This window comes from Bacillus sp. Marseille-P3661, assembly GCF_900240995.1.
Lineage (GTDB): Bacteria > Bacillota > Bacilli > Bacillales > Bacillaceae_J > OESV01.
In genome coordinates this window covers 1-22,289 of record NZ_LT965953.1, presented here as the reverse complement: position 1 = coordinate 22,289, position 22,289 = coordinate 1, and the positions used below count along the sequence as shown (strand labels likewise).

Below are 22,289 nucleotides of genomic sequence, written 5' to 3'. Positions count from 1 at the left end.
ACCTCCAACTGTAATTTTTATTTTGTTAATTCCATAAGCTTTTGATGATTTGCATCGGCAGCTTCAGTCCATACTCCTTTTTCTTTAAAAAACTTAATGGCTCCCTCATGATACGGAACAGGCGGATCTTCTATAAACATAGTTTCTGGGGACCATTTCTCTAACCAATGCGAAAACGAATGTAGCTTTTCTGAGTTTTCCCATAGTGTTTTTGTAATTTCATAAGCTACATCTTCTGATAAATGTGCAGATGCCAATAACACCGTATTGAACTCATGTATGATAGTTGGGCCATCTAAAAACCCAGCCTCATGTACGCCAATTCCTAAACCTGTTTCTGTTTGAGTTTCTTCTACAAAATCAGCTGGAAGCTGTTCGATACTGTCAACATCACCTAAATTTAAACCTTTAATCCCTATCGCATTATCTAGTTCTAATGCCCATCCTGCATTTGGGTCAGCCGTTAAAATCGCATCCACCCTGCCTTCACGTAAGGCATCTGTAGCTGAAATAGCATCTGAAATCGGTACTTGTTTTACATCATCCCAACCTAATCCCACTGACTTTAAGCTGTATTCCATAAATAAATTCATAACTTCGCCATCTACTTGATAATGTGCAATCTTTTTTCCTTTTAAATCAGACATTTTATCAATGCCTGAGTCTTCGCGCACAGTCATCGTTGTATGTGGTATTTCATTTCCACCGACCAACATTCTTAAGTTTTTATTTTGTTCATGACCATGTAATCCTTTAAAAGGAAATAACGCATCTGTATATCCAGTAAAGCCTATGTTAATATCACCTTTATCCATTAATGGAATCCACGGCTTTGTACCTGCGAACGATTTTGTAGTAACGCTTACATCCGAATTATCACTAATTACTTTTGCAATCCCTGAACCCGCCGTATGATAGACAACGCCCGGTTGATGAGTACCCAAGCTAATGAGGGTTGGAGTTGAACCTCCGCTTCCGTCACCATTAGCTGCTGGTTCCTGACTTCCGCAAGCTGCTAGAAAACTAGTTACTACTAGAACACCTACCATGAGTAATCTTTTCGACAATGATTTATTTTTAAAGCGCATAAAAACCCTCCTTTTTATTTTTTATGCCAAACTAGCAGATATCGCTGGATCACCTGCTAAAATTCCTCCGTCAATTGGAATGTCTACCCCCGTAACAAAACTTGCTTCTTCTGAAGCTAAAAATGCGATGACATTCGCAACCTCTTCAAGCTTACCAAGTCTTTTTTGCGGCGTTCTCGCCATCAAGTGATTAAAAAATCTTTCATCTTTGAAAAAGTTATTTGTTAGCGGTGTTTCAATATAACCAGGACTAACGGCATTTACTCGAATATTTTGTTCAGCCCATTCGACAGCCAAGCATTTTGTTACCTGTATCACTCCGCCCTTCGATCCAGCATAAGCTAGGTTATTGAGCGTTCCGTAATGAGCTAACATAGAGCCTATATTCACGATCGACCCGCCACCTGAATTCATCATATGCGGTGCTGCTGCTTGACACATAAAAACAGTTCCTTTTAAATTAACATCTAGCACAAGACTTAAATCACTATCCGTAAAGTCTACAGATGGAGCGCGGCGCGCTAATCCAGCGCAGTTAACTAAGATATCGACACGATTTAAATCTTCTTTAATGCGTGTAGCGACTTGTTTTGCTGATTCTTGATTTGAAACATCTGCATGGTAGTAATATAGATTCTCCTCTGTCACAGCCATCTCATTTAAATCGACGACTGCTACGATTTTCCCTTGCTTTAAAAACTTGTTTACGACTGCTCGACCAATTCCTGAAGAACCTCCTGTTACGATCGCAACCTGTTTTTCTTCCATAGCAACCTCCATCTTTCTCTATTAATCTTTCATTCTTATAAAGCAAATTTTCATCTATTTATAAAGACACAAGGATTTTCATGCTTTCTGATGCAGACTCAGACAATTGAAATCCTTCTGCAGCATGTTCAATACGTAATCGATGTGAGATTAATGCTTTCAATTGCTCTATAGGAAGAGACTGGATGGCATATTTGAACTCTTCTCTTGTATATACTGTTGTTCCTTTTATTGTAAGTTCGCGAAAATTTACATCATTCGAATCTACTCTAGGAAACTGCGAATATAAACCTGCAATAACAGCTGTTCCTTCTGGACGAAGGACCTTGGTCATTTGTTCAGAAGTTATTGGAACTCCTGCTGCCTCAAATACAATGTCAGCCCCAATGCCTTCAGTTAAATTGAGTACTTCTTCTTTTAAATCTGTTTCTCTTCCATCAATCGCAATAAAACCTAGTTCACGAATTTTCTTTAAGCGATAATCACTGACCTCACTTATAGCAATTAGTCCTGCACCTGCCTGCTTTGCGGCTAATGCAATCATTAATCCAATAGGCCCTCCGCCTAGAATAACCACTTTATCACCCATCGTAAGGTTTGAACGATTGATAGCGTGAACACCTACTGCGTATGGTTCAATCATCGCCGCTACATCGAAAGGCGTTTGATCTTCAATTTTATAAACGAGACTGTGATGAACTTTCACATATTCAGCAAACGCTCCGTCCTTTGTCATCCCTGCAAAAGTTCTGTTACGGCACAAATGCTCGCTTCCCTTTTTACATAAAATGCACTGTCCACAAGCATGCAATGGAAAAACGGTTACTCTGTCACCTACTTGAATGTTACTGGTAGAGCCATGCCCGATCTCGACAATTTCTCCACTTGTTTCATGTCCCATAATACGAGGATATCTAATATTGGGATTTTGGCCATGATACGTATGAATATCACTTCCGCATATTCCGGTATACTTCACCTTTATTAACACTTCATCATCATTTATTTTAGGAATTTCGCATTCTGATAGTTCTAGTTTCTTTTTATCTGTTAAAAGAAGCGCTTTCATAGACTCCCTCTTTTCTTCAATATCATGTAATTAGTTCTTCCACTCTTCTTCCCAGCCGCCACCTTGGACAATAGCTGTTTTTACCATTTCTTCTACACATTGTGGATTTTCTTTTCCATCAAGTAGATTTATAGCTGTTTGCATAATTTGTTTTGGCTCAAAACCGAACATTCGAGATAAATAGGCTTCTGAAGCGGCTTTACCGAATACATCAGGTACACCAATTTTATAAAAAGGAATTCTTACATTATAATCTAATAACACATCTCCGACTGCACTTCCCAATCCGCCAATTACATTATGGTTATCTAGAGAGATTAATACTTTACTAGACTTTGCAACCTCTATGATGCCTTCTGCATCAATTGGTTTAATGGTTGGTACATGAAGGATATTGGTACTAATTCCTTGTTCTTCTAACAAAGCAGCTGTGGCAATTGCACGTGCTGTCATCAATCCAGACGTTACAATTCCTACATCAGTTCCTTCTCTTAGTAGATAACTTTGCCCAATTTCAAATTCATATTTGCTATCATCAAACAGTAAAGGTTGTTTAGATCTTCTCATTCGTAAATAAACGGGCCCCTTCGTTTCATACGCTTTTTCAACCGCTTGTCGAACTTCAGCAGCATCGCCAATATCTATAATTGTAATATTGGGCGTACTTCTCATTAATGCGATATCATCGATCGCTTGGTGTGAAGGTCCTCCTGGACTTGTAATTCCAGGCATTACTCCAACCATTTTTACATTAAATTTAGGATAAGCTACTGCATTTACAACCTGGTCCATACATCTTCTTGTTAAAAAACATCCAAACGTATGGATAAAAGGAACCTCGCCCGCTTGTGCCATTCCAGCTGCAACGCCAACCATGTTTTGTTCGGCTACGCCTACATTAAATGTCCGATCAGGAAAGCTATCTCGAAATACATCAACCTCAAGTAAATGTGTCATATCTGCCGTTAAACATACCACATCGTCATATTTTTGCCCAAGAGAATGAATAACATCTGTATATACATTATCAATAAATTGGACATCTTGCTTTCCATTATACAGAACTGCATCTAAAATTTTTTTCATTGGTATGCCTCCTCTAATTCTTTTAGTGCTGTTTCATGATCATTTTGGGTCCACTTTATGTAATGGACATCCTCTCTGCCATGCAAAAATGAGATGCCGTTTCCAATTACCGTATTCGCGATGATAATAGTAGGCTTCTCATTTTTTTCAACACTATCAAGGGCTTCGATGATTTCTGTTAAGTTATTACCGTCGATACTCTTAGCGTTCCAACCAAATGTTTGCCATCTTTGAATCATGTGATCCATACTAGTAATCTCTTCTACTTTACCTTCAATTTGCAAGCCATTATAGTCAACGACACATACTAAGTTATCTAATTTATGATGTGCGGCTACCATTGCCGCTTCCCACACTTGACCTTCTTGCAATTCACCATCGCTCATATAGACGTAAGTATTCCATGAATATTTTCTTAATTTTGCAGATAACGCATGGCCTACACCTCTTGAAAGACCTTGCCCTAATGAACCACCACCTATTTCTAAGCCTGGTGTTATTTCAGAGCCTATCATTTCAAGTGTTGTGCCATCGGCGCTATAATACTTCAATAATTCTTTAGGTATCAAGCCTAATTCCGCCATTGCTGCATAAATCGATATCGCATAATGTCCTGTTGAAAGCAGAAAACGATCTCTATTTGGATTCGAAGTGTCATTTGGATCTAACCGAAGTTCTTTACAAAAAAGAGCCGCAATCATTTCTGCAGATCCTAGGCCCTGCCCAATATAGCCACCCCCTGCTGAAATCCCCATTTGAAGAACGGATTTTTTAATTCGATACACAAAATCTTTTAACGCTGATATTGAAATCTGCTTTTTTTCTGCAATACTATTATTCATTTAGTATCCTCCTTATAAAGATTCATCTTCCATTCTACACTTTATCTTTTTTTAGTAAAAAGTGTAGAAAAAAAACCACTTATCAATATTTTGTTATATAATGACTTTATACTATTTTAGTAAAAAGTGACCAAAAGAAAAATCAACCGGTTGCCCCTAATTATAATTTCATTTTTCTGAAATTTCAATACAATATTGAAAATTAATGATAATTTTTTTATCTTTTAGATAGAAAGGGATGTTACATAATGATTATTGATTTTTTTCAAGATACTTCTATAAAAAATAAATCATTAAAAACTATTTATAATTTAATCTTACAATCTGGACCGATTTCAAAAATTGATATTACTGAAAAAACAAAAATGTCTCGAAATAAAGTCGACCGACTTGTTGAAAAGCTTTTGGAAGATGATTTAATTATTAATCGCGGTCTCGGAGAATCGATCGGCGGGCGCCCTCCGATTCTATTCCAAATTAATGAATGTCACAGTTATATTATCGGAATTAATATAAGTAGATCTTATACGAATGTTGCTTTATTTAACCTTTCTATTAAACCGATAGAATCTACTTCGTTTCCAATGACTAAAATCCATACTCCAGAAGTAGTTATTGGCGAGGTTAAGCGAATCATTCGAGGGTTATTAAAAAAACATAATCTGTCTATAGAACATATTCTCGGTATTGGAATTGGCTCTGTTGCGCCATTAGATCCAAACAAAGGTGTGATTATTAACCCTGAACAATTTTTAGCAGCAGAGTGGATTAATGTTCCAATCGTTGAAATTTTAAATGAGGAATTTCCGACACACTATATTTTAGAGGCCACTGCAAATGTTTCTGTTTATGGAGCTTATAAATCTACCTCGTTTCGATTCAATAATATTCTATACTTTATTTCTGGGTGGTTTTCAGGTGCTGGTGTCATCATAGATGGTAAATTAACTTTTCCAAATAAAAATGGCGGACATGATTATAATCATATGATCATTGAACCGAATGGGAAACCGTGTAAATGTGGGAAAAGGGGATGCTTATTTACTTACACTTCTTTATTTTCCTTACTAGAGGAAATAAAAGAAAGGTTTCCAAACTTCGAATCTACTATAGATATCTCTTCGGTTCCTGAAATACTACAGTTTATTGAAGAGGAATATGATGAACTTCAAGATATCCTGCTACAGTCAGCAAAATATCTTGGGATTGGCTTGGCAAATTTAGCGACTATCCTTCACTCTGATCAAATTGTACTAAACGGTCCACTTATTAATCGATTTGATGATTATTTTAACCATGTATTACAGAGTATAAGAAATCACCATTCTAATAGTAGTATTTACATTAGTAAAGCAAGCGATGACGGCATGTTTGAAGTATCAGGCGTAGCATCACTTTTGTTTGATACACTATATAAACTTTAAAGCGGTCCAGGGGGACATAATCATGGGTAATCATGGGGACGGTTCTCATGATGATTAACGAAAAACTCAATGAGTTTCTCTACATATTCAAGTAGTTAAAATTAAACTGTAAAAATATTGAAATTAAGATAATTAGGAGTATAATTAACTTAAAAGTTAATTAACGTAATTGTATATTGTTGTTTTCGGGGGTAATACTAATAATGCAATTTAAATACGGAGTATTAGATAAAGATTATACTTTAACAATTGATGGTTTAAGAAACTCACTTTTAGTAAATGGCCCTACTACTGGTGAATACATCCCTTGGGATAAAGAACGCAGATTATACCTGGTCAACCAATTGGAGATTGTAGCGAATCAAGTATGGAATGCTGGATTTGACAAAATATTTGTTGACGGCTCATTTGTTGAAGATAAAGCTTCGCCAGAGGATATTGATTGCTATTTCGAATGTGGATTTAAGGATTTTTCACAAGGAAAAGTCGAAGAAGCGTTGCGAAAAGCTAATCCCGAAGAAAATTGGGGATTGGGTAAGGATGATCTTATTACTAAAAATGGAAAAACGAGATTTGCAATTTGGCACAAATACCACGTGGATTTGTGGCCTGAATGCGGTTTAGAATCTGGTATATTTGATAAAAGTGGTAGTAATAATCTTAAAATAAGTCAAGCCTTTAGACAACAAAAAGAAACTTACCGAAAAAAAGGGATTGTAAAGCTTGTAAAATAACGCGGGAGGTGTTGTTGATGATTAAAAGTGATGAGGCTTATAGAAAAGCTAAAAAAGATTTAGATAAAGCTAAAAAGGATCTAGATAATTTTCAGAATATGCTTATGAATGATGGATTCACACCTGAACAAATCAATAAAGTAATTGGAATCCCTTATATGAATATAAAAAAACTAGAAGATGACATTAATGAATATGAACGTTACCTTAATGGCACATTTGAATATGATGATTTCGGCGATGATTTAGGTAGATTTTTAATTGCTTGCAGAATTTGGAGTAGGGTTTCACAAAAAGAACTTGCAGATAAACTTGGGGTCAGCCCTCAACAGATTTCAAGGGATGAAAGAAATGAGTATCGGGGAGCTACGTTTGAAAAATTAAAAAGTGTTGCAAAAATATTAAATGTCCAAGTTAAATTTTATACAGATAGAACCTATGCGTAGAAACACATGGGGACGGTTCTCGTGTTTCCATTTTCTAGAGAAAACAATCATGAGAACCGTCCCCGTGTTTCAAATAAACATCTATGCTATTTTTTCTCCATAAACCTCAATTAAGTCTGGGATAATGGATGGATCCTCTTGTATAATTTCAACAATGTCATATATATCAATGACTTGATCTCCATTTCGGTCATATTGAGTCAGGACGGGGATTTCTTCAATGTTGTTTACTATTGCCACCGCTGTTCCTGGGTTCCCCGCCGCATCCACAAACTCAAATGTAAACTCACCGTTTTCCGTAAATTCATACGTGAAACTTCCTTCATTATTTACGACTGTTACGTCCTCACTTGGGATTAGCGTTACCTCTACAGAACCATTCGTCGGCTCTAAGGTGCTGTACTCCAGTTCTACTCTCGGAATTTCGCGATCGATGTTGCTAACCGTGGCAACCGCTGTTCCCACATTCCCCGCTGCATCCTCAAACTCAAACGTGAACTCGCCGTTTTCCGTAAATACATACGTGAAACTTCCTTCATTATTTAAAACCGTTATGTCTTCACTCGGAATGAGCGTTACCTCTACCGAACCGTTTATTGGAGACTCGGTGCTGTACTCCAGTTCTACTCTCGGAATTTCGCGATCGATGTTGCTTACCGTTGCAACCGCTGTTCCCACATTCCCCGCCACATCCTCAAACTCAAACGTAAACTCGCCATTTTCCGTAAATTCATACGTGAAACTTCCTTCATTATTTAACACTGTTACGTCTTCACTCGGAATGAGCGTTACCTCTACCGAACCGTTTGTCGGCTCTACAATGTTATTATCAAGCGTTGCTGTTGGTATTTCCTTATCAATATTGCTCACGCTTGCCAACGCAGTACCCCTGCTTCCATGTTCGTTTTCAAACTCAAATAGAAACTCACCATTTTCTGCAAACGTGTAGCTCCAACTACCTCCATTATTTATTACGGTGATCCCCTCACCGATTAATGTTGCTACTACATCCTCATTCGTTACATGTAAATCACTGTAAGATACTTCTGCTGTTGGAAAACTTTCATCTACACTAAAAGAAATCTTGTATGTATTCTTACTAATACCATCTTCAGCAGTCACTTTGAGGATGACACCATCTGTAATACTTTCGCCAGGTATAACTTCAACTTTTGCATTATACTGAACTTTTTCAAAATCGATATTTGGTACCTCACTAGTACCATAAGGTAGTACAAACTCATAACTATATAAATCAGAGGAAAAATTCTCAATTAATTTTCCATTTATTTTAATAGATGATAGGGTCGCAATACTACTTTTATCAAAATCTTGCGGCTCACCTGTTCCATTGTTTTGTATTTTCATAAATGAATAAAATTGCATATAATACAGCCAATCATCAGTCAGAAATAGTTGCTCAGAATTATAGTTGGTTAAGCTCTGATTTCCGCTACCATCCTTTTTTACTCGGTTAATTCTTGTATATTCGGTTTGGTAGTAAATCCAGTCGCCGTGTACGTTAATTTTTCTGATGTGTTCACTCATTAATTGAGTATCTTCTTGACTCTTCAGGTTCATTTTATGTAGGGTTTTACCATCAGAATAATTATTATAGTATATCCAGCCGTCATCGATAACTAAATGTAAGGATTCATCGTCATTAAGCTTAACCTTAGTGCTGCCATCGCTACTAATTTTATATAGACTGCCACCGTCACTATAGTTGGTATAATAAATCCAACCTTCATATGCTACAATGTCGTGTGAAAAGTCATTATTTAATTGTATGGCCCCTGTGCCATCTGTTTTCATTTTATAAATCGCATAACCAGTAGAATCATTAGAATAATAAATCATATCTCCAACTACATTTAAGTAATAAGAGGAATCTTCATTTAACTTCTGACGCTCGGTTCCATCTGTTTTTATTTTATAAATTCTACCGCCATCAGACTCATTTCTATAATAAATCCGATCGCCAATAATATTTAAATAGCTTACCTTATCGTCGCTTAGTTTATATTTTTCTGTTTCATTTTTATTAATTTTATATAATTTGCCATGATTCAATGCACTAGAGTAGTAAATCCAGTCGCCCTGTTCAACAAGAAGACCGCCGTTAGTAATATTTCCCGTCGTATTTCCTCTAGCATATATTTCAACAGTATAGATATTCTTATCCACACCGTTTTGGGCGGTTACTGCAATTTCAATTTCCCCAAAAATACTGGAAGGTTTTATTATCTCTACAGCGCTACCTTCAAACGATTTTTCTACAATCACTTCAGGTATAGTGGTAGTTCCAACAGGTAACTCAACTATGTAATGAAATTGATCTGGTAAAAACCCTTTGATTGATTCACCATTCAAACTGATATTTAGTAGCGCGGCATCATTGGATCCAGCTGCTGCCACTAACTCTTCCATTCTCGTCTCTAGTTGAGTTAATTTTTCTAGATTGGTAATCTCAGATTCTGATGCACCTAAAGAGTAAGCAGCATCTACTAACGCCCTTGAGTTTTCTAATTCATCATGATCTTCTATAACCAATTCCTCAACAGTTGGTAATGTGGTTATGGAATTTATCGCTTCATTTATAGCATGTTCTTTGTCAAAATCAGCTAGAGATTTAATTTTGTAAGGAGCACTACTTGTTCCAGTACCCTCATCTATAACAATCTCACGATTCAATACAATGGTTGGTAGAACTCCATACGTATTGACCGGGTGTGCAGGATATAAATTAGAGTAACTTGCACTCCAAAATTGAATCGTATCTGTAGAAACAGGCGTTCTAAGCCAATAATTTTTTCTAAATGTCCCCACAATCGACTTATTTCGCTGCCATTCTTTGTAGCTAATCAAACTAACATAATCTTGAATTTGTTGCGATTCTTCAGCCCATTCATGACCTATGTTCCAAGTGTTATTTGTAACATACACTGCATCTTGCCCGAGACTTTCGTAGAATTCGCCATTTAAATAACCCCTAATGAACGAATGCTCATAATTATTAGTTTCAAGCGACGTATAGGATAGTGAATGAAAAGACTGTTTGTCATTATTACTTGTGGTAATAAGGTAATTATCTCCAATCACTCTCCAAACATATCCGCCCAGTGCAACATAGGACCCTTTTTCCACATTTTCATAACCTAATTTATATTGAAGATCTGTAACGATATATGGACTATTACTAGTACCGTCACCACTTACAATATATGAATGCTCATTAAATGTATCGATCAGATCTGACACAACATCTTGACGTCCATTATACTGTGCCATAGCATTCATACCTACTTTTTGGCCGCCTATTTCATGGATGGCATCTGTTAAAACAAATGGACTTTCCTTCGTTCCTAAGCCATGTGAGGTAAAAATACCTTCATTTAAATAGGCAACAGGTCGAACACCACTAATTAAATAAGGTGCTTGGGCCATAACAAAACCGTCAGCTGTTACATAATCAAATAAGTAATTGATGTAAGTTGGGTAAACAGATCTGGTCCAAAATTCATATCCTGGGTTACCAATCACATCCTTGATTTGTTTCCAATGGTATGAATCTATTAAACTTAGACTCTCAATATAATGTTTCTCATTACCCAAATAGGCTACAAATTGATTATTTACATATTCTTCAATATCAGATTTGCTATAGGATGTATGATGCTCATTCGCATCAAATTGCATATTAATATTAAGATTTTCAGCTAGTAGCAGCATATTATCGCCAACCACTTGCCATTCTAGATTATTTATCTCAACATAGGACCCAGGTTCAACTCTACGATCCCCGATTTTATATAGAATATCACCTTCATCTGCACTAGCCCAATGACTAAAACATAAGACTAGCATTCCAATTACTAAAAATTTTATAAGACTTTTCGATGCAAGCTTACGAAAAAACATAATAACCTCCCCCTTAACCAATCTTATAGTAGCATAAAGATATGCCAAATAGAGGGTTTTTTCTAAAATTACGGAAAAAATATAGGTAAAATGGAACATAGGGACGGTTCTCACGTTCCCACGGGGGTGCATGGGGACGGTTCTTACGTTCCTTCGCAAGTCTTTGATGAGATGCCCCTTTCCTCTTTGAATGTGATTATGAGCCTATTTATCTCTAAAAAATTAGTAAGTGGCTTAGGCTCATGGCGTTGGAGACCTATATTTCTGGTTTTTGAGTTTTTCCAAGGTACAATCATTTAACAAAAAAAGTATGCCTTTCATGGTATAGTTCAGTTTGGCGTTTAAACAATCCCCCCCATAAAAGTGCATACTTTTTCGTTTTTGGTGAAATCTCTGGGTAATCACGGGGACGTTTCTTCTGTTCCCTCTATACATGGAATATCATTCATGAGAACCGTTCCCATGTTCCCTACTATTTCTTTAGTTCATTTACTTTATCTACCGTGTCGGTAATTTTTTTAGATGTTTCTACTACTTTACTAACTTTTTTATAAGTTTTAGATTTCTTCATAAACGTTGGCAAGTTTTCATCTATGATTTTCTTATTCTCATAAATTTCATCTAAATGATTACGATCCATACCATAATTTTTTATTCTTTTTGCGGTATTACCAATATTATCAATTGCACCACCTAAAGCCTGCCCCTTTTTATCAAACGAATCAATCTTACGTTCCACTTTATCAAATTCATTTTGTACCACTTTATCCACACTATCAAGAGTAGAAGTGGCAACCTTGCTGAAAACTTTACCTACTGGGTTGCTATTAATAAAATCTTGCCATCCCATCATAATCACCCTTAAATATCAAAATATGTATAACAATACCATTATACCTTACTCGAGGAAATGCTACATATACTATTTAAGAAATATTAATTAACATATTGTTAGGCATAAATAGAATCAACAACGCTTTTAGAATCGCATTATTATTGTAAGGTTTTCTAAATCAAACTAAACTGTTTTTACCCCTAAGTTTTTTAGCGCATCCACTCCAGGAACAGTGCTCCCAATGTAATCGATAGATTTACTAAAAGCACGCCAATTTATATAATTTTTACAAATCGAGTAGGAGGAGGTGATTAACCTCCGACCTCTCACACCACCGTACGTACGGTTCCGTATACGGCGGGTCAACCTTTTAAGTATCGAGACTCATAAAGTTGGGAAATATCATTCAGACCCCACTTTGTTGAGTCTTTCTTTTGTTATCGCTTGGTGTAGGATTTGACTTCTTGAAATACGCCAATATCCTTTGCGGGAATTAGCTGATTTCATGGCATCGTCATGATTGATTCCATATTTCCGAAGCATCCTATACTTAGTCTTTGGTTTTTTCCATCTCTTCCAAATGAGTTGTCTTAACCGATGATTCAACCATCCCTGAGTATCTGAAATGAACTTTTTCATTCGAGAAATCCCATAATAGTTAATCCACCCGATGGTTACTTGGTTTATTTCCTTGATAATTTCCTCAAATTCACCCGGGCGTTTTCGACTAGTTAATTTTCTCAATTTATTCTCGAACCGTTGTTTTGCCGACCTACTTGGTCGGCACCCGACTTTCCCATGAGGTTTTGTATATTGAACCCAAGGAATGTGGATGAGGTTGCACCACAGACTCTACTTTTCTTTTGGTTTATGATTAATCCAAGATCTTCTTCAATGTAAGTTGCGATGCTATCCATTACTCTTTCGCCAGCTCGCTTACTTTTGACATAAATGACGAAGTCATCCGCGTATCTAATGAAACGATGTTCTCTCCTTTCCAGTTCTCTATCTAATTTGTTCAGATAGACATTTGCTAAAATAGGAGATAATGGACCACCTTGCGGCGCTCCTTCGGTTGTTTCAATATAGATATCTTTATCCAGAATGCCTGAACGGAGGAATTTCCAAATCAATTTAAGCACAATTTTATCTGAGATAAATTCCTCTAGGAATGCTCTCAATCTTTGGTGATGGATTGTGTCGAAATAACTCTTCAAGTCACAGTCCACTACTACTCTGTATCCTTCTTGATAGTATTGTTCGGCGAGTTGGATTGCTTGGTGGGCATTTCTGCCTTTACGAAAACCAAAGCTTTTCTCCGAGAAGTATGGGTCTATAATTGGTTCGATTACTTGGTGGATGGCTTGTTGTACCACTCTGTCCAATACACATGGTATGCCCAAATATCTTTTGGAACCATCAGTTTTAGGAATGGCAACTCTTTTGACAGGTTGGGGTTGGTATGTTCCTTCCTTTAGTTTCTGTCTAAGAGGTTGATAGTATTTTTCCATATGTGATTTTAATTGGTATACGGTAATCCCATCAACTCCAGGGGGCTCCTTTGTTACTTCTCACTTTTTCATACGCTTTCCAATTGTTCTCATCTGCAATAACTTTATTGATTAAATCGATACCATCTTGTTCTTTCATATCCATGTTGGCACCCCTACGCGCTCCTATGTACCCTTCGGTTTCCAACCTATCTCTTCATAGGTAGCCATCTTTTGGTCGTCAGTTCGGGATTTTGCCTCAGACTTCCTTCAGATTCCACCTCACGGTGGACACCATTGTCATTGGCTAACAGTTCCTACTGCCAAGCCTGTAGTGGACTTTCACCACCAAGTTATAGCCCATGCCGGGCGCACGCAAACACGAGAACCTTCCGCATGTTCTCGACAAATACAAATGATGTTTGCTGATATATTAGGGATTTGATATATTAATATAAGCTTTTATAAATTGTGATTAATATTCATAAAAAAGTTGTGCTTAAATCTTGTATTTACAAGAGCAAAGTTTAATTGAGAACCTTAAATTCTTATAGATATTCCAAAGATTAAACGAATTAAGTGTAGCTCAATTTCAATTATAGTACTTCCAAATTAGTCATAAAACGTTTGAATTTGGAAGGGTAATGAATAATAGGGAGATTTTAAGACTATCTATAAAGAGTATCTAAAAAAGCTTATAGTAATACATTGCCAAATATTGGTTAGTAATGCACAAACCATTGGGAAGTTAAGTAAGTTGTAGAAAGCAGGTGATTTTTTGGATTCAAAAGAGTATAAATATACATTTACTGTTTTTACACCCACTTATAACCGAGAAAATGCTTTAAATAGGGTATATGAAAGTTTAAAAAAACAAACTATAAGAGATTTTCAGTGGCTAATCGTGGATGATGGTTCAATTGATAATACAAATAAAGTAGTTAAAAATTGGATTCAAGATAATATAATTGATATAAAATATATTTATCAAAAAAACCAAGGGAAACATGTTGCTTTTAATAGAGGGGTAAAAGAAGCAGAAGGTGAATTCTTTCTTACACTTGATTCCGATGATGAGTGCGTTCCAATAGCGCTGGAGCGATTAAAATATCATTGGGATAACATACCTGAAGATGAAAAACCTAGATTTTCAGCAGTAACTAGTCTATGTATTAATGAATACGGAGAAGTTGTTGGTTCATTATTCCCGAAAAATGTTATAGATTCAGATTCATTAGAGATTAGATATAAATATAAAGTCAAAGGGGAAAAGTGGGGATTTCAAAGAACTAAAGTATTACAAGATTTTCCCTTTCCTGTCTTTGAAGGAGAAAAGTTTATTCCAGAAAGTATAGTATGGAGTGCGATAGCTAAGAGGTACAAAACAAGGTTTATAAATGAGAAATTGCGAATCTACATCACCGGAGACGATAATCAGCTAACCAAATCATCTCCTGCGAAACATGCATATGGACATTATTTATGGCATCTGTCGATACTTAATGACGAGATAAAGTATATTAAATATGCCCCCAAAGAATTTATTCGTTCAGCAATACATTATAGTAGATTTGGGTTTCATACTAATAAAGGCATATTTTATCAGGGGAAAAAATTGAATAATGCTTTAGCGTATCTTCTGTGGATTATGACACTACCCCTGGGCTCTTTAATATTTTTATTAGACAAGAATAAATAAGTCAAATGCGAGGGACCCAGTTCCTTCCAAAGGTTGGGCCCTAGGAACCGTCAATGAGGGTCACCAAATAAACAGGAAATTCAACAAAAGTATGTAAGCAATACACAGTAAAAACTCCCAAATTGGTAGAAATGAACTGCGACGAACTACTACCAAAGGGGGTTTTTTCTATACTTAAAGACAAAGATATGCATTTAAGCATCTCATTGTTATACTCTAAAATTCCAGAAAGTCATATCCTTACACTAATTCATGATGAAATTGATTTTAGTTTTAGCCCAGGGGGGTCAGCTCATCCGTTGGCCCATATCAATCTACGAGATATCTCTCTTCTTATTTTTGTTCAGAATTCTTGTCCCGTGACCCTTCCACCCTCTGGTCCAATGGACTTAGTATAGTAAATAGTTCAAAAACAATAAAAAGACCACCGTTTTCATTGTAAAATAGAAGTACCTATCACAGAACTTCCAAATTACTATCCCGACCAAAGGAGATGAAAACGATGGTATATACATCATTGAATCATATTCAAGGAAAAAAAGGAAGTCGATGGCACAATTTTTGCAAGACATAGGAACTGAGAACTTATTAGTCGTGGCAATAGATGCAGCTAAATTTACTCATAAGGCAATGGTTTGTAACTTTTATGGGGATATACTTGTTAAACCTTTTGAGTTTGATGCATCCATGACGGGATTTGACGCTATTAAAAGAATCATTGAAATTGAAAAAGAGAAACATGGGAAAGAAAAAGTGATTGTCGGTATTGAAACAACGGGGCACTATTACGAGGACCTGGTACGGAGATGTCATACTATAGGTTATCATGTACGCATCATAAATGCAGCCACAACCGCACAAGAACGACAAGCGCTCTTAAATTGGGCGAAAACAGATAATTTAGATCTTATGGCTATTGTACAATCTATCCTTCATGGTCGAGGGACGTCTAGTGAACTATCTTCTGGTAAAGTTTACACTTTACAAAAGTTAACACGTGCTCGTCGTGAATTGGTAAACGAACAAACCATGACGCAGAATCTTATACGTATGCACATGGACCATATTTTTAGGGAGTACCAAGGAAAAAGTATATGGATTAAGGGAAAGCGTGAACATATAAAACCCTTTTCTGATCTATTTGGTAAAGCCTCCCTCTTCATGATGAGAAACTACCCGCATCCAAGCGATATACTAGCCCTTGGAGAGGCAGGCTTACGCAAACTATCTATTCGTGAAAACCTTAAATTAAGAGACGATTGTATAAAGACCTTAGTAGAGTTTGCGAAAGAATCCATTTCTCAATCAAAAGACCATGTGGAAGTGGAACTATTTCTTCTGACCCAAAAACTTGATCGATTGGATTTATTAAAGGAACAGATCAAGGTCTTAGAGGAAAAGATTGAAGATTTGTTCGTAGAAACAGAAGGTGCAATGATTCTTAGTGTACCAGGTATTGGGGTTGTGACCGGGGCTGAATTGTTTGCAGAAATGGGGGAAATCTCCGATTTCACTCACGCGGGGCAACTTATAAAGATGGCAGGGACGAATCCGATTGTCAAACAATCCGGCGGTAGAAAACCGACGTATTATGGTATTTCTAAACAAGGGAGGAGACCTTTTAGGAATATTGTATATCAAGTGGGAAAATCCTTGTCTACCAACAATCCTGAAATGAAGGAGAAATATTTAGCTTTAAAAGAAAGAGGTAAATTAACCGGTCAAGCCTATTGCCATTGGAAATCGAATGATTCGTCTAGCCTTTTCAATGATTCGTAATCAAACTTTATACCAAACAAGACAAGAAAACTATGTGTTATTAAAAGAATTAAGCAAAAAGCTACGAACTAAAAATGTAAAAAAGTACTATGAAAAGCACGTCTCGTTATCAAGTGGCCTATCAGCATAGTTAAAAGATTAGTTGTCATAAAAAAATCACTCTACTAACACTTGTTTTACTAGAAAAATGGAGCTCCTCTAGGACGTTAAATCACATTGTCATCGAACCTGAGGCTAATGACCTCGTGGGACAGCGTTATGGATCTTGTCCTATAAGTACGAATAATACGTGAAAATCAAAGTTTATATCGCTAGGCAGTATCTCTGTAGGATGAAAAAAGCAAGATCCTTTCACGTTCTAGAGGAGCTCTATATACTTTTCTGTGATAGTTGAACTTTACAAAAAATGGAATTTGTAGGTTTTACTTAAGGTCGGCCTTTTTTAGATAAAATGTCCCTTGACTAATTTACCATTATACGCTGTCCCCTCTGGATCTCAGAAAAAATTAAATTGTTGTCAATGTTATTTATATTTTTATGAGAACCACCCTTTTGCTTGCTACGGAGCGGGGTGGTTTTCTTACTATCGATTACGTTTTTACGAAAGATGTATGCTGCACTCTCACGAACAATACCTTTCGCAATTTCACGAATGATTTCAAGAAATGTTTCCATTATTATCACCTCCTTTCCTTAAACAGAAAGAAGAGCGACAACCAACCACCTCATTATAGAATATTCATATTCTTTCAACTAAAATGACAACAAATATTAGACCCAATACCTTTAAGAAATGCAAACAAGCATCTACATTCTTCGGTGGCAGGTAACACCACCCCAATTTATTAGTATGAAGGTCTGAACCTGGATCATAATAATTATAGAAGATAATTTAGTTTGCAATTATGGAGGCGATTAAGTGGATTCAAGACAAGATTTTGACCCCTATAGTTCCATTTACGATTTACGATCTCGTGGTGTATTTTTTGTTTCAACTTCAGATGGAAAACGTGCACATTTCCATTTTGGATGCTGGACAACACAATGTTCCCATGAACCCCCTCGTATGCTAACTTGCTTTCCAAAGGAATTTGAAGGCACTGATATCATGAAACGCTCAGGTGTATGGGCATTAAGTATGGTAGCATTTGACCAAGAAGAAATGACAGACCACTTCTTTTCAGGCGATCAAACGATAGAGGAAATAGGCAAAGATAAATTTATATACGCTAAAACAGGTTGCCCTATTTTAAAAGATGCTGTTGCTTACTTTGATTGTAAGCTTTCTTCATTACTGGACAATGGTGATTTTGTGATTGCAATCGGTGATATAGTTGCAGGGGAAGCTTTACATCCTGAAAAGAAAACACTGAATGTAGAATATATCGCGGATAAAGAGAGAAAGCACCATCGAAAAGGACCAATCACACTTCCTTTTAAAGGTTTCAACCTATAAGAATCAAGGGGACGACTTATGCCCCTACCTAACACTTTGGCACTTTAAAGTTCTAGGGTTAGGCACCACGCCGGAATCAAAATCTCCTTGCTACAGAAATGGAGTTTTACAAAACAATCCATAATTACATATAATAAAAATGACTGAGTGCTGCTATCACTCAGTCAAAACAACTACATGCCGCATGAAGAGCGGCTGACCACAAAGTAAATAAGTAATTTTAAAAAGTAACTACCTTACTCTATGGTCGGAGGCTAGGCGGTTACTTTTTTCTCTGTATGACGAACATTACGATAGTTGTTATCACTCACATTAACGTTGTATTGTTTTATCAGTCTGAGGAACAGGCGGTTACTTTTTGTCTATATTGGTGACGATTGAGAGATTGCTATCTGCTGTTTAAGTTGCAGCTAAGAAAATGCCAAATTGAAATGGCATACTCATTGCGTCGTATGTCACCATGTTGAACACCCCCTTTCTTCCAGGGGGCGTCAACCGCCCATTCGCTTTATATATTTGCTAGATTGATTGTAGCCATTCTTGTTATTCTAGTCTTTGAAAATATTAAAAGACGAGTTGCTCATTATCTATAATGATTAACTCGTCTTATTATTGCTATAAGTCTTTTCGATAGACAGATTTATTTCCCTTTAGCACACTAACGCTTAACACTTTAGCTAACTGGGGGTCAGGCACCACGGCCGCGATTTAGAAGGCCATTGCTCTATCCTGCTGAGCTAAAGGCGCACCATATAATAAAATAGCTACAACCTCGTTTAATACTTCGCTCAAAATAAAAATGGCTCCGCAGGTAGGACTCGAACCTACGACCGTTCGGTTAACAGCCGAATGCTCTACCACTGAGCTACTGCGGAACAACTATGATTTAAAAATATGGTGGGCCTAAATGGACTCGAACCATCGACCTCACGCTTATCAGGCGTGCGCTCTAACCAGCTGAGCTATAGGCCCATAATTTAAAATGGAGCGGGTGATGGGAATCGAACCCACGACAACAGCTTGGAAGGCTGTAGTTTTACCACTAAACTACACCCGCAAAAGGAGTTTTATATTAATTGGAGGCAGCAACCGGATTTGAACCGGTGATAAAGGTTTTGCAGACCTCTGCCTTACCACTTGGCTATGCTGCCATGTCAGAGATGGCTGGGCTAGCTGGATTCGAACCAGCGCATGACGGAGTCAAAGTCCGTTGCCTTACCGCTTGGCTATAGCCCAATAAAATTCATAATACAGATGGGGCGATTGATGGGGATTGAACCCACGAATGCCGGAGCCACAATCCGGTGCGTTAACCACTTCGCCACAACCGCCATTTGTTTTAGGTTAAAATAATATGTATTTTCTTTAAATGGTGGAGGGGGACAGATTCGAACTGCCGAACCCACAGGGAGCGGATTTACAGTCCGCCGCGTTTAGCCACTTCGCTACCCCTCCATATAAAAATAAAAAGTGGCTCGAGACAGAATCGAACTGCCGACACGAGGATTTTCAGTCCTCTGCTCTACCGACTGAGCTATCGAGCCAAAAAAAATCTATATTAACAGCAGAAATGCTACTGATATAAAGATGGCGGTCCGGACGGGACTCGAACCCGCGACCTCCTGCGTGACAGGCAGGCATTCTAACCAGCTGAACTACCGGACCAAATTGCGGGGACAGGATTTGAACCTGTGACCTTCGGGTTATGAGCCCGACGAGCTACCGGACTGCTCCACCCCGCGACAATAATATTATAAAAATTTTGTACTTGCTTAAGGATCTGTAGAAAATAGGACTGTCCCTTCCTCTTCTCGTATATTCAAAGATGTTAATGCGTCGGGACAACTCGTAGTTAATTCACGGATGTATTGCTCGTTGCTCCACCCCGCGATAATACTATTTTTTTAAATGGCGGAGGAAGAGGGATTCGAACCCCCGCGCGGTTTAACCCGCCTGTCGGTTTTCAAGACCGATCCCTTCAGCCGGACTTGGGTATTCCTCCATATAAATGGACCCTGTAGGACTCGAACCTACGACCGGACGGTTATGGTTATGAGCCGTCTGCTCTAACCAGCTGAGCTAAGGGTCCATTAAACGTTTTATAGCGGCGGAGGGGATCGAACCCCCGACCTTACGGGTATGAACCGTACGCTCTAGCCAGCTGAGCTACACCGCCATAATGGCAAAAAAATAAATGGAGCCTAGCGGGATCGAACCGCTGACCTCCTGCGTGCAAGGCAGGCGCTCTCCCAGCTGAGCTAAGGCCCCATAATGGAATGAAATTGTTCCGAGCTGGTCGGGAAGACAGGATTCGAACCTGCGACCCCTTGGTCCCAAACCAAGTGCTCTACCAAGCTGAGCTACTTCCCGAAATGGCGCGCCCGACAGGAGTCGAACCCATAACCTTCTGATCCGTAGTCAGACGCTCTATCCAATTGAGCTACGGGCGCATTTAAATGGTGCCGAGGGCCGGACTTGAACCGGCACGATAGTCACCTACCGCAGGATTTTAAGTCCTGTGTGTCTGCCAATTCCACCACCCCGGCAGGACTTTTGGAGCGGAAGACGGGATTCGAACCCGCGACCCCCACCTTGGCAAGGTGGTGTTCTACCACTGAACTACTTCCGCGCTTGTACAGGTTGTACTGACTTCGACGTTGGTCACAGGACGTGACCGATCTTAGTCGGAGTTCCTTTATTTTAAAGTGCGGGTGGAGGGACTTGAACCCCCACGCCATAGGCGCTAGATCCTAAGTCTAGTGCGTCTGCCAATTCCGCCACACCCGCAAAATGATGAGCCATGTAGGATTCGAACCTACGACCCTCTGATTAAAAGTCAGATGCTCTACCGACTGAGCTAATGGCTCATACTATTATCTAAAAAAAGTGGTGCCGGCGAGAGGAATCGAACCCCCAACCTACTGATTACAAGTCAGTTGCTCTGCCAATTGAGCTACACCGGCAAATATGGTGGAGGATGACGGGATCGAACCGCCGACCCCCTGCTTGTAAGGCAGGTGCTCTCCCAGCTGAGCTAATCCTCCAATTTGGTGACCCGTACGGGATTCGAACCCGTGTTACCGCCGTGAAAGGGCGGTGTCTTAACCGCTTGACCAACGGGCCATTGTGAAAGTTCATATCTAAAAAGACAAAATAATTACCCCAAAAAGGGCTTAGCTTGGCAACGTCCTACTCTCACAGGGGGACAGCCCCCAACTACCATCGGCGCTGAAGAGCTTAACTTCCGTGTTCGGAATGGGAACGGGTGTGACCTCTTCGCTATCGTCACCAAACATATTATATTTGAGGATTGTTCCCTCAAAACTAGATAACAAGCATTCATAAACTGTAGGTAATTGTCCACCTTCCACTCCTAAACTCTCGAGATCAAATAACCTTCCTCCTCGGGAAGTCTATCGACTTCTTCGTCGGAAGAACATTTGCTCATCGAGTCTGAACAGTCGTTTCAGGTTTTCTACTTGGTTAAGTCCTCGATCGATTAGTATTCGTCAGCTCCACATGTCGCCATGCTTCCACCTCGAACCTATCTACCTCATCATCTCTGAGGGATCTTACTTACTTAAAGTAATGGGAAATCTCATCTTGAGGGGGGCTTCATGCTTAGATGCTTTCAGCACTTATCCCGTCCACA

Annotated in this window: 16 protein-coding genes, 23 tRNA genes and 2 rRNA genes; 6 read left to right on the top strand and 35 right to left on the bottom strand. The window is 38.3% G+C overall.

What is annotated here, in order from left to right; translation table 11 throughout:
* Window positions 1–17: 17 nt before the first annotated feature.
* Genes C1724_RS00205 through C1724_RS00185 form a run of 5 tightly spaced genes read right to left on the bottom strand, consistent with a single transcriptional unit; the run spans window position 18 to window position 4,853 of the window.
* Window positions 18–1,088, bottom strand: a complete 1,071-nt coding sequence (locus C1724_RS00205) for a TAXI family TRAP transporter solute-binding subunit (RefSeq protein WP_102344749.1) — start codon at window positions 1,086–1,088, stop codon at window positions 18–20.
* A 21-nt stretch (window positions 1,089–1,109) separates the two neighbouring features.
* Window positions 1,110–1,856 carry an SDR family NAD(P)-dependent oxidoreductase gene (locus C1724_RS00200; RefSeq protein ID WP_102344748.1) on the bottom strand — a complete coding sequence of 249 codons (747 nt, stop codon included), beginning with the start codon at window positions 1,854–1,856 and terminating at the stop codon, window positions 1,110–1,112.
* A gap of 58 nt (window positions 1,857–1,914) precedes the next feature.
* The gene (locus C1724_RS00195; protein ID WP_102344747.1) at window positions 1,915–2,925 is read right to left on the bottom strand and encodes a zinc-dependent alcohol dehydrogenase; all 1,011 of its coding nucleotides are present in this window, start codon (window positions 2,923–2,925) and stop codon (window positions 1,915–1,917) included.
* Between the two features lie 30 nt (window positions 2,926–2,955).
* A complete protein-coding gene (locus C1724_RS00190; protein WP_102344746.1) occupies window positions 2,956–4,011 on the bottom strand; it encodes a transketolase family protein in 1,056 nt (351 codons plus the stop codon).
* Window positions 4,008–4,853 (bottom strand): transketolase, encoded by an 846-nt coding sequence (locus C1724_RS00185; protein ID WP_102344745.1) that lies wholly within the window; start codon window positions 4,851–4,853, stop codon window positions 4,008–4,010. Before C1724_RS00185 ends, C1724_RS00190 begins: the two co-directional genes overlap by 4 nt.
* Window positions 4,854–5,101: 248 nt before the next feature.
* On the opposite strand from C1724_RS00185, the gene C1724_RS00180 reads away from it, so the two are divergent.
* The 3 genes from C1724_RS00180 to C1724_RS00170 all read left to right on the top strand — a co-directional run bounded on the left by C1724_RS00180 (window position 5,102) and on the right by C1724_RS00170 (window position 7,457).
* Complete coding sequence (locus C1724_RS00180) at window positions 5,102–6,277, top strand: ROK family protein (protein ID WP_102344744.1); 1,176 nt, start codon at window positions 5,102–5,104, stop codon at window positions 6,275–6,277.
* A 203-nt stretch (window positions 6,278–6,480) separates the two neighbouring features.
* Window positions 6,481–7,011, top strand: a complete 531-nt coding sequence (locus C1724_RS00175; protein WP_102344743.1) for a DUF6932 family protein — start codon at window positions 6,481–6,483, stop codon at window positions 7,009–7,011.
* A gap of 17 nt (window positions 7,012–7,028) precedes the next feature.
* Window positions 7,029–7,457: a helix-turn-helix domain-containing protein gene (locus tag C1724_RS00170; protein WP_102344742.1), complete on the top strand. Its 429-nt coding sequence runs from the start codon at window positions 7,029–7,031 to the stop codon at window positions 7,455–7,457.
* Window positions 7,458–7,538: 81 nt separating this feature from the next.
* Here C1724_RS00170 and C1724_RS00165 read toward each other — a convergent pair whose 3' ends face one another.
* The 4 genes from C1724_RS00165 to ltrA all read right to left on the bottom strand — a co-directional run bounded on the left by C1724_RS00165 (window position 7,539) and on the right by ltrA (window position 13,724).
* Window positions 7,539–11,378: a DUF5050 domain-containing protein gene (locus C1724_RS00165; RefSeq protein ID WP_180994062.1), complete on the bottom strand. Its 3,840-nt coding sequence runs from the start codon at window positions 11,376–11,378 to the stop codon at window positions 7,539–7,541.
* A gap of 472 nt (window positions 11,379–11,850) precedes the next feature.
* Window positions 11,851–12,228, bottom strand: coding sequence for a hypothetical protein (locus C1724_RS00160; RefSeq protein ID WP_102344740.1), 378 nt, complete (start codon window positions 12,226–12,228; stop codon window positions 11,851–11,853).
* Window positions 12,229–12,615: 387 nt separating this feature from the next.
* Window positions 12,616–12,957, bottom strand: coding sequence for a group II intron maturase-specific domain-containing protein (locus tag C1724_RS25940; protein WP_258000243.1), 342 nt, complete (start codon window positions 12,955–12,957; stop codon window positions 12,616–12,618).
* Entirely contained in the window at window positions 12,954–13,724 is a 771-nt protein-coding gene (gene ltrA / locus C1724_RS25935) for a group II intron reverse transcriptase/maturase (protein WP_258000242.1), read from the bottom strand. The genes C1724_RS25940 and ltrA overlap by 4 nt, the downstream gene beginning before the upstream one ends.
* Before the next feature lie 757 nt (window positions 13,725–14,481).
* On the opposite strand from ltrA, the gene C1724_RS00145 reads away from it, so the two are divergent.
* Both C1724_RS00145 and C1724_RS00140 read left to right on the top strand, forming a co-directional pair.
* Window positions 14,482–15,402 carry a glycosyltransferase family A protein gene (locus C1724_RS00145; protein ID WP_102344738.1) on the top strand — a complete coding sequence of 307 codons (921 nt, stop codon included), beginning with the start codon at window positions 14,482–14,484 and terminating at the stop codon, window positions 15,400–15,402.
* A gap of 549 nt (window positions 15,403–15,951) precedes the next feature.
* Window positions 15,952–17,181, top strand: a complete 1,230-nt coding sequence (locus C1724_RS00140) for an IS110 family transposase (protein WP_258000241.1) — start codon at window positions 15,952–15,954, stop codon at window positions 17,179–17,181.
* A 462-nt stretch (window positions 17,182–17,643) separates the two neighbouring features.
* Here the strand turns inward: C1724_RS00140 and C1724_RS00135 are convergent, their stop codons facing one another.
* On the bottom strand, window positions 17,644–17,856 hold the full coding sequence (locus C1724_RS00135; protein WP_102344737.1) for a hypothetical protein: 213 nt from the start codon (window positions 17,854–17,856) through the stop codon (window positions 17,644–17,646).
* Window positions 17,857–18,100: 244 nt separating this feature from the next.
* Between C1724_RS00135 and C1724_RS00130 the strand changes: the two genes are divergently transcribed.
* Window positions 18,101–18,637 carry a flavin reductase family protein gene (locus C1724_RS00130; protein WP_102344736.1) on the top strand — a complete coding sequence of 179 codons (537 nt, stop codon included), beginning with the start codon at window positions 18,101–18,103 and terminating at the stop codon, window positions 18,635–18,637.
* Window positions 18,638–19,437: 800 nt separating this feature from the next.
* Here C1724_RS00130 and C1724_RS00125 read toward each other — a convergent pair.
* From C1724_RS00125 to C1724_RS00005, 25 genes are all read right to left on the bottom strand, one after another.
* Window positions 19,438–19,512 (bottom strand) — tRNA-Asn (locus C1724_RS00125).
* Window positions 19,513–19,532: 20 nt separating this feature from the next.
* Window positions 19,533–19,609 (bottom strand) — tRNA-Ile (locus C1724_RS00120).
* A gap of 11 nt (window positions 19,610–19,620) precedes the next feature.
* Window positions 19,621–19,694: transfer RNA gene (locus tag C1724_RS00115), tRNA-Gly, on the bottom strand.
* 20 nt (window positions 19,695–19,714) lie between these two features.
* Window positions 19,715–19,788: transfer RNA gene (locus C1724_RS00110), tRNA-Cys, on the bottom strand.
* Window positions 19,789–19,798: 10 nt separating this feature from the next.
* A tRNA-Gln gene (locus C1724_RS00105) sits at window positions 19,799–19,873 on the bottom strand.
* Window positions 19,874–19,892: 19 nt separating this feature from the next.
* Window positions 19,893–19,968, bottom strand: a tRNA-His gene (locus tag C1724_RS00100).
* A gap of 39 nt (window positions 19,969–20,007) precedes the next feature.
* Window positions 20,008–20,092, bottom strand: a tRNA-Tyr gene (locus C1724_RS00095).
* 16 nt (window positions 20,093–20,108) lie between these two features.
* Window positions 20,109–20,181 (bottom strand) — tRNA-Phe (locus tag C1724_RS00090).
* 44 nt (window positions 20,182–20,225) lie between these two features.
* Window positions 20,226–20,302 (bottom strand) — tRNA-Asp (locus tag C1724_RS00085).
* Window positions 20,303–20,305: 3 nt separating this feature from the next.
* Window positions 20,306–20,379 (bottom strand) — tRNA-Met (locus C1724_RS00080).
* Window positions 20,380–20,546: 167 nt separating this feature from the next.
* A tRNA-Ser gene (locus tag C1724_RS00075) sits at window positions 20,547–20,639 on the bottom strand.
* A gap of 7 nt (window positions 20,640–20,646) precedes the next feature.
* Window positions 20,647–20,726, bottom strand: a tRNA-OTHER gene (locus tag C1724_RS00070).
* Between the two features lie 13 nt (window positions 20,727–20,739).
* Window positions 20,740–20,813: transfer RNA gene (locus C1724_RS00065), tRNA-Met, on the bottom strand.
* A 19-nt stretch (window positions 20,814–20,832) separates the two neighbouring features.
* Window positions 20,833–20,905, bottom strand: a tRNA-Ala gene (locus tag C1724_RS00060).
* 25 nt (window positions 20,906–20,930) lie between these two features.
* Window positions 20,931–21,007, bottom strand: a tRNA-Pro gene (locus C1724_RS00055).
* A gap of 3 nt (window positions 21,008–21,010) precedes the next feature.
* Window positions 21,011–21,087: transfer RNA gene (locus C1724_RS00050), tRNA-Arg, on the bottom strand.
* A gap of 7 nt (window positions 21,088–21,094) precedes the next feature.
* Window positions 21,095–21,183, bottom strand: a tRNA-Leu gene (locus C1724_RS00045).
* A gap of 8 nt (window positions 21,184–21,191) precedes the next feature.
* Window positions 21,192–21,266, bottom strand: a tRNA-Gly gene (locus tag C1724_RS00040).
* A gap of 77 nt (window positions 21,267–21,343) precedes the next feature.
* Window positions 21,344–21,424, bottom strand: a tRNA-Leu gene (locus tag C1724_RS00035).
* A 7-nt stretch (window positions 21,425–21,431) separates the two neighbouring features.
* Window positions 21,432–21,504, bottom strand: a tRNA-Lys gene (locus C1724_RS00030).
* A gap of 20 nt (window positions 21,505–21,524) precedes the next feature.
* Window positions 21,525–21,600: transfer RNA gene (locus tag C1724_RS00025), tRNA-Thr, on the bottom strand.
* A 5-nt stretch (window positions 21,601–21,605) separates the two neighbouring features.
* Window positions 21,606–21,681, bottom strand: a tRNA-Val gene (locus C1724_RS00020).
* 4 nt (window positions 21,682–21,685) lie between these two features.
* Window positions 21,686–21,760 (bottom strand) — tRNA-Glu (locus C1724_RS00015).
* Between the two features lie 53 nt (window positions 21,761–21,813).
* Window positions 21,814–21,930: ribosomal RNA gene (gene rrf, locus C1724_RS00010) — 5S ribosomal RNA — on the bottom strand.
* A gap of 186 nt (window positions 21,931–22,116) precedes the next feature.
* Window positions 22,117–22,289 (bottom strand): 23S ribosomal RNA (locus C1724_RS00005); the annotation flags it as partial.

Coding starts and splice junctions, on each gene's coding strand:
- C1724_RS00175 (WP_102344743.1), top strand. CDS start 6,481: ATGCAATTTAAATACGGAGTATTAGATAAAGATTATACTTTAACAATT.
- C1724_RS00170 (WP_102344742.1), top strand. CDS start 7,029: ATGATTAAAAGTGATGAGGCTTATAGAAAAGCTAAAAAAGATTTAGAT.
- C1724_RS00160 (WP_102344740.1), bottom strand. CDS start 12,228: ATGGGATGGCAAGATTTTATTAATAGCAACCCAGTAGGTAAAGTTTTC.
- C1724_RS00180 (WP_102344744.1), top strand. CDS start 5,102: ATGATTATTGATTTTTTTCAAGATACTTCTATAAAAAATAAATCATTA.
- C1724_RS00200 (WP_102344748.1), bottom strand. CDS start 1,856: ATGGAAGAAAAACAGGTTGCGATCGTAACAGGAGGTTCTTCAGGAATT.
- C1724_RS00135 (WP_102344737.1), bottom strand. CDS start 17,856: ATGGAAACATTTCTTGAAATCATTCGTGAAATTGCGAAAGGTATTGTT.
- C1724_RS00165 (WP_180994062.1), bottom strand. CDS start 11,378: ATGTTTTTTCGTAAGCTTGCATCGAAAAGTCTTATAAAATTTTTAGTA.
- C1724_RS00195 (WP_102344747.1), bottom strand. CDS start 2,925: ATGAAAGCGCTTCTTTTAACAGATAAAAAGAAACTAGAACTATCAGAA.
- C1724_RS00185 (WP_102344745.1), bottom strand. CDS start 4,853: ATGAATAATAGTATTGCAGAAAAAAAGCAGATTTCAATATCAGCGTTA.
- C1724_RS00205 (WP_102344749.1), bottom strand. CDS start 1,088: ATGCGCTTTAAAAATAAATCATTGTCGAAAAGATTACTCATGGTAGGT.
- C1724_RS00190 (WP_102344746.1), bottom strand. CDS start 4,011: ATGAAAAAAATTTTAGATGCAGTTCTGTATAATGGAAAGCAAGATGTC.
- ltrA (WP_258000242.1), bottom strand. CDS start 13,724: ATGGAAAAATACTATCAACCTCTTAGACAGAAACTAAAGGAAGGAACA.
- C1724_RS00140 (WP_258000241.1), top strand. CDS start 15,952: ATGGCACAATTTTTGCAAGACATAGGAACTGAGAACTTATTAGTCGTG.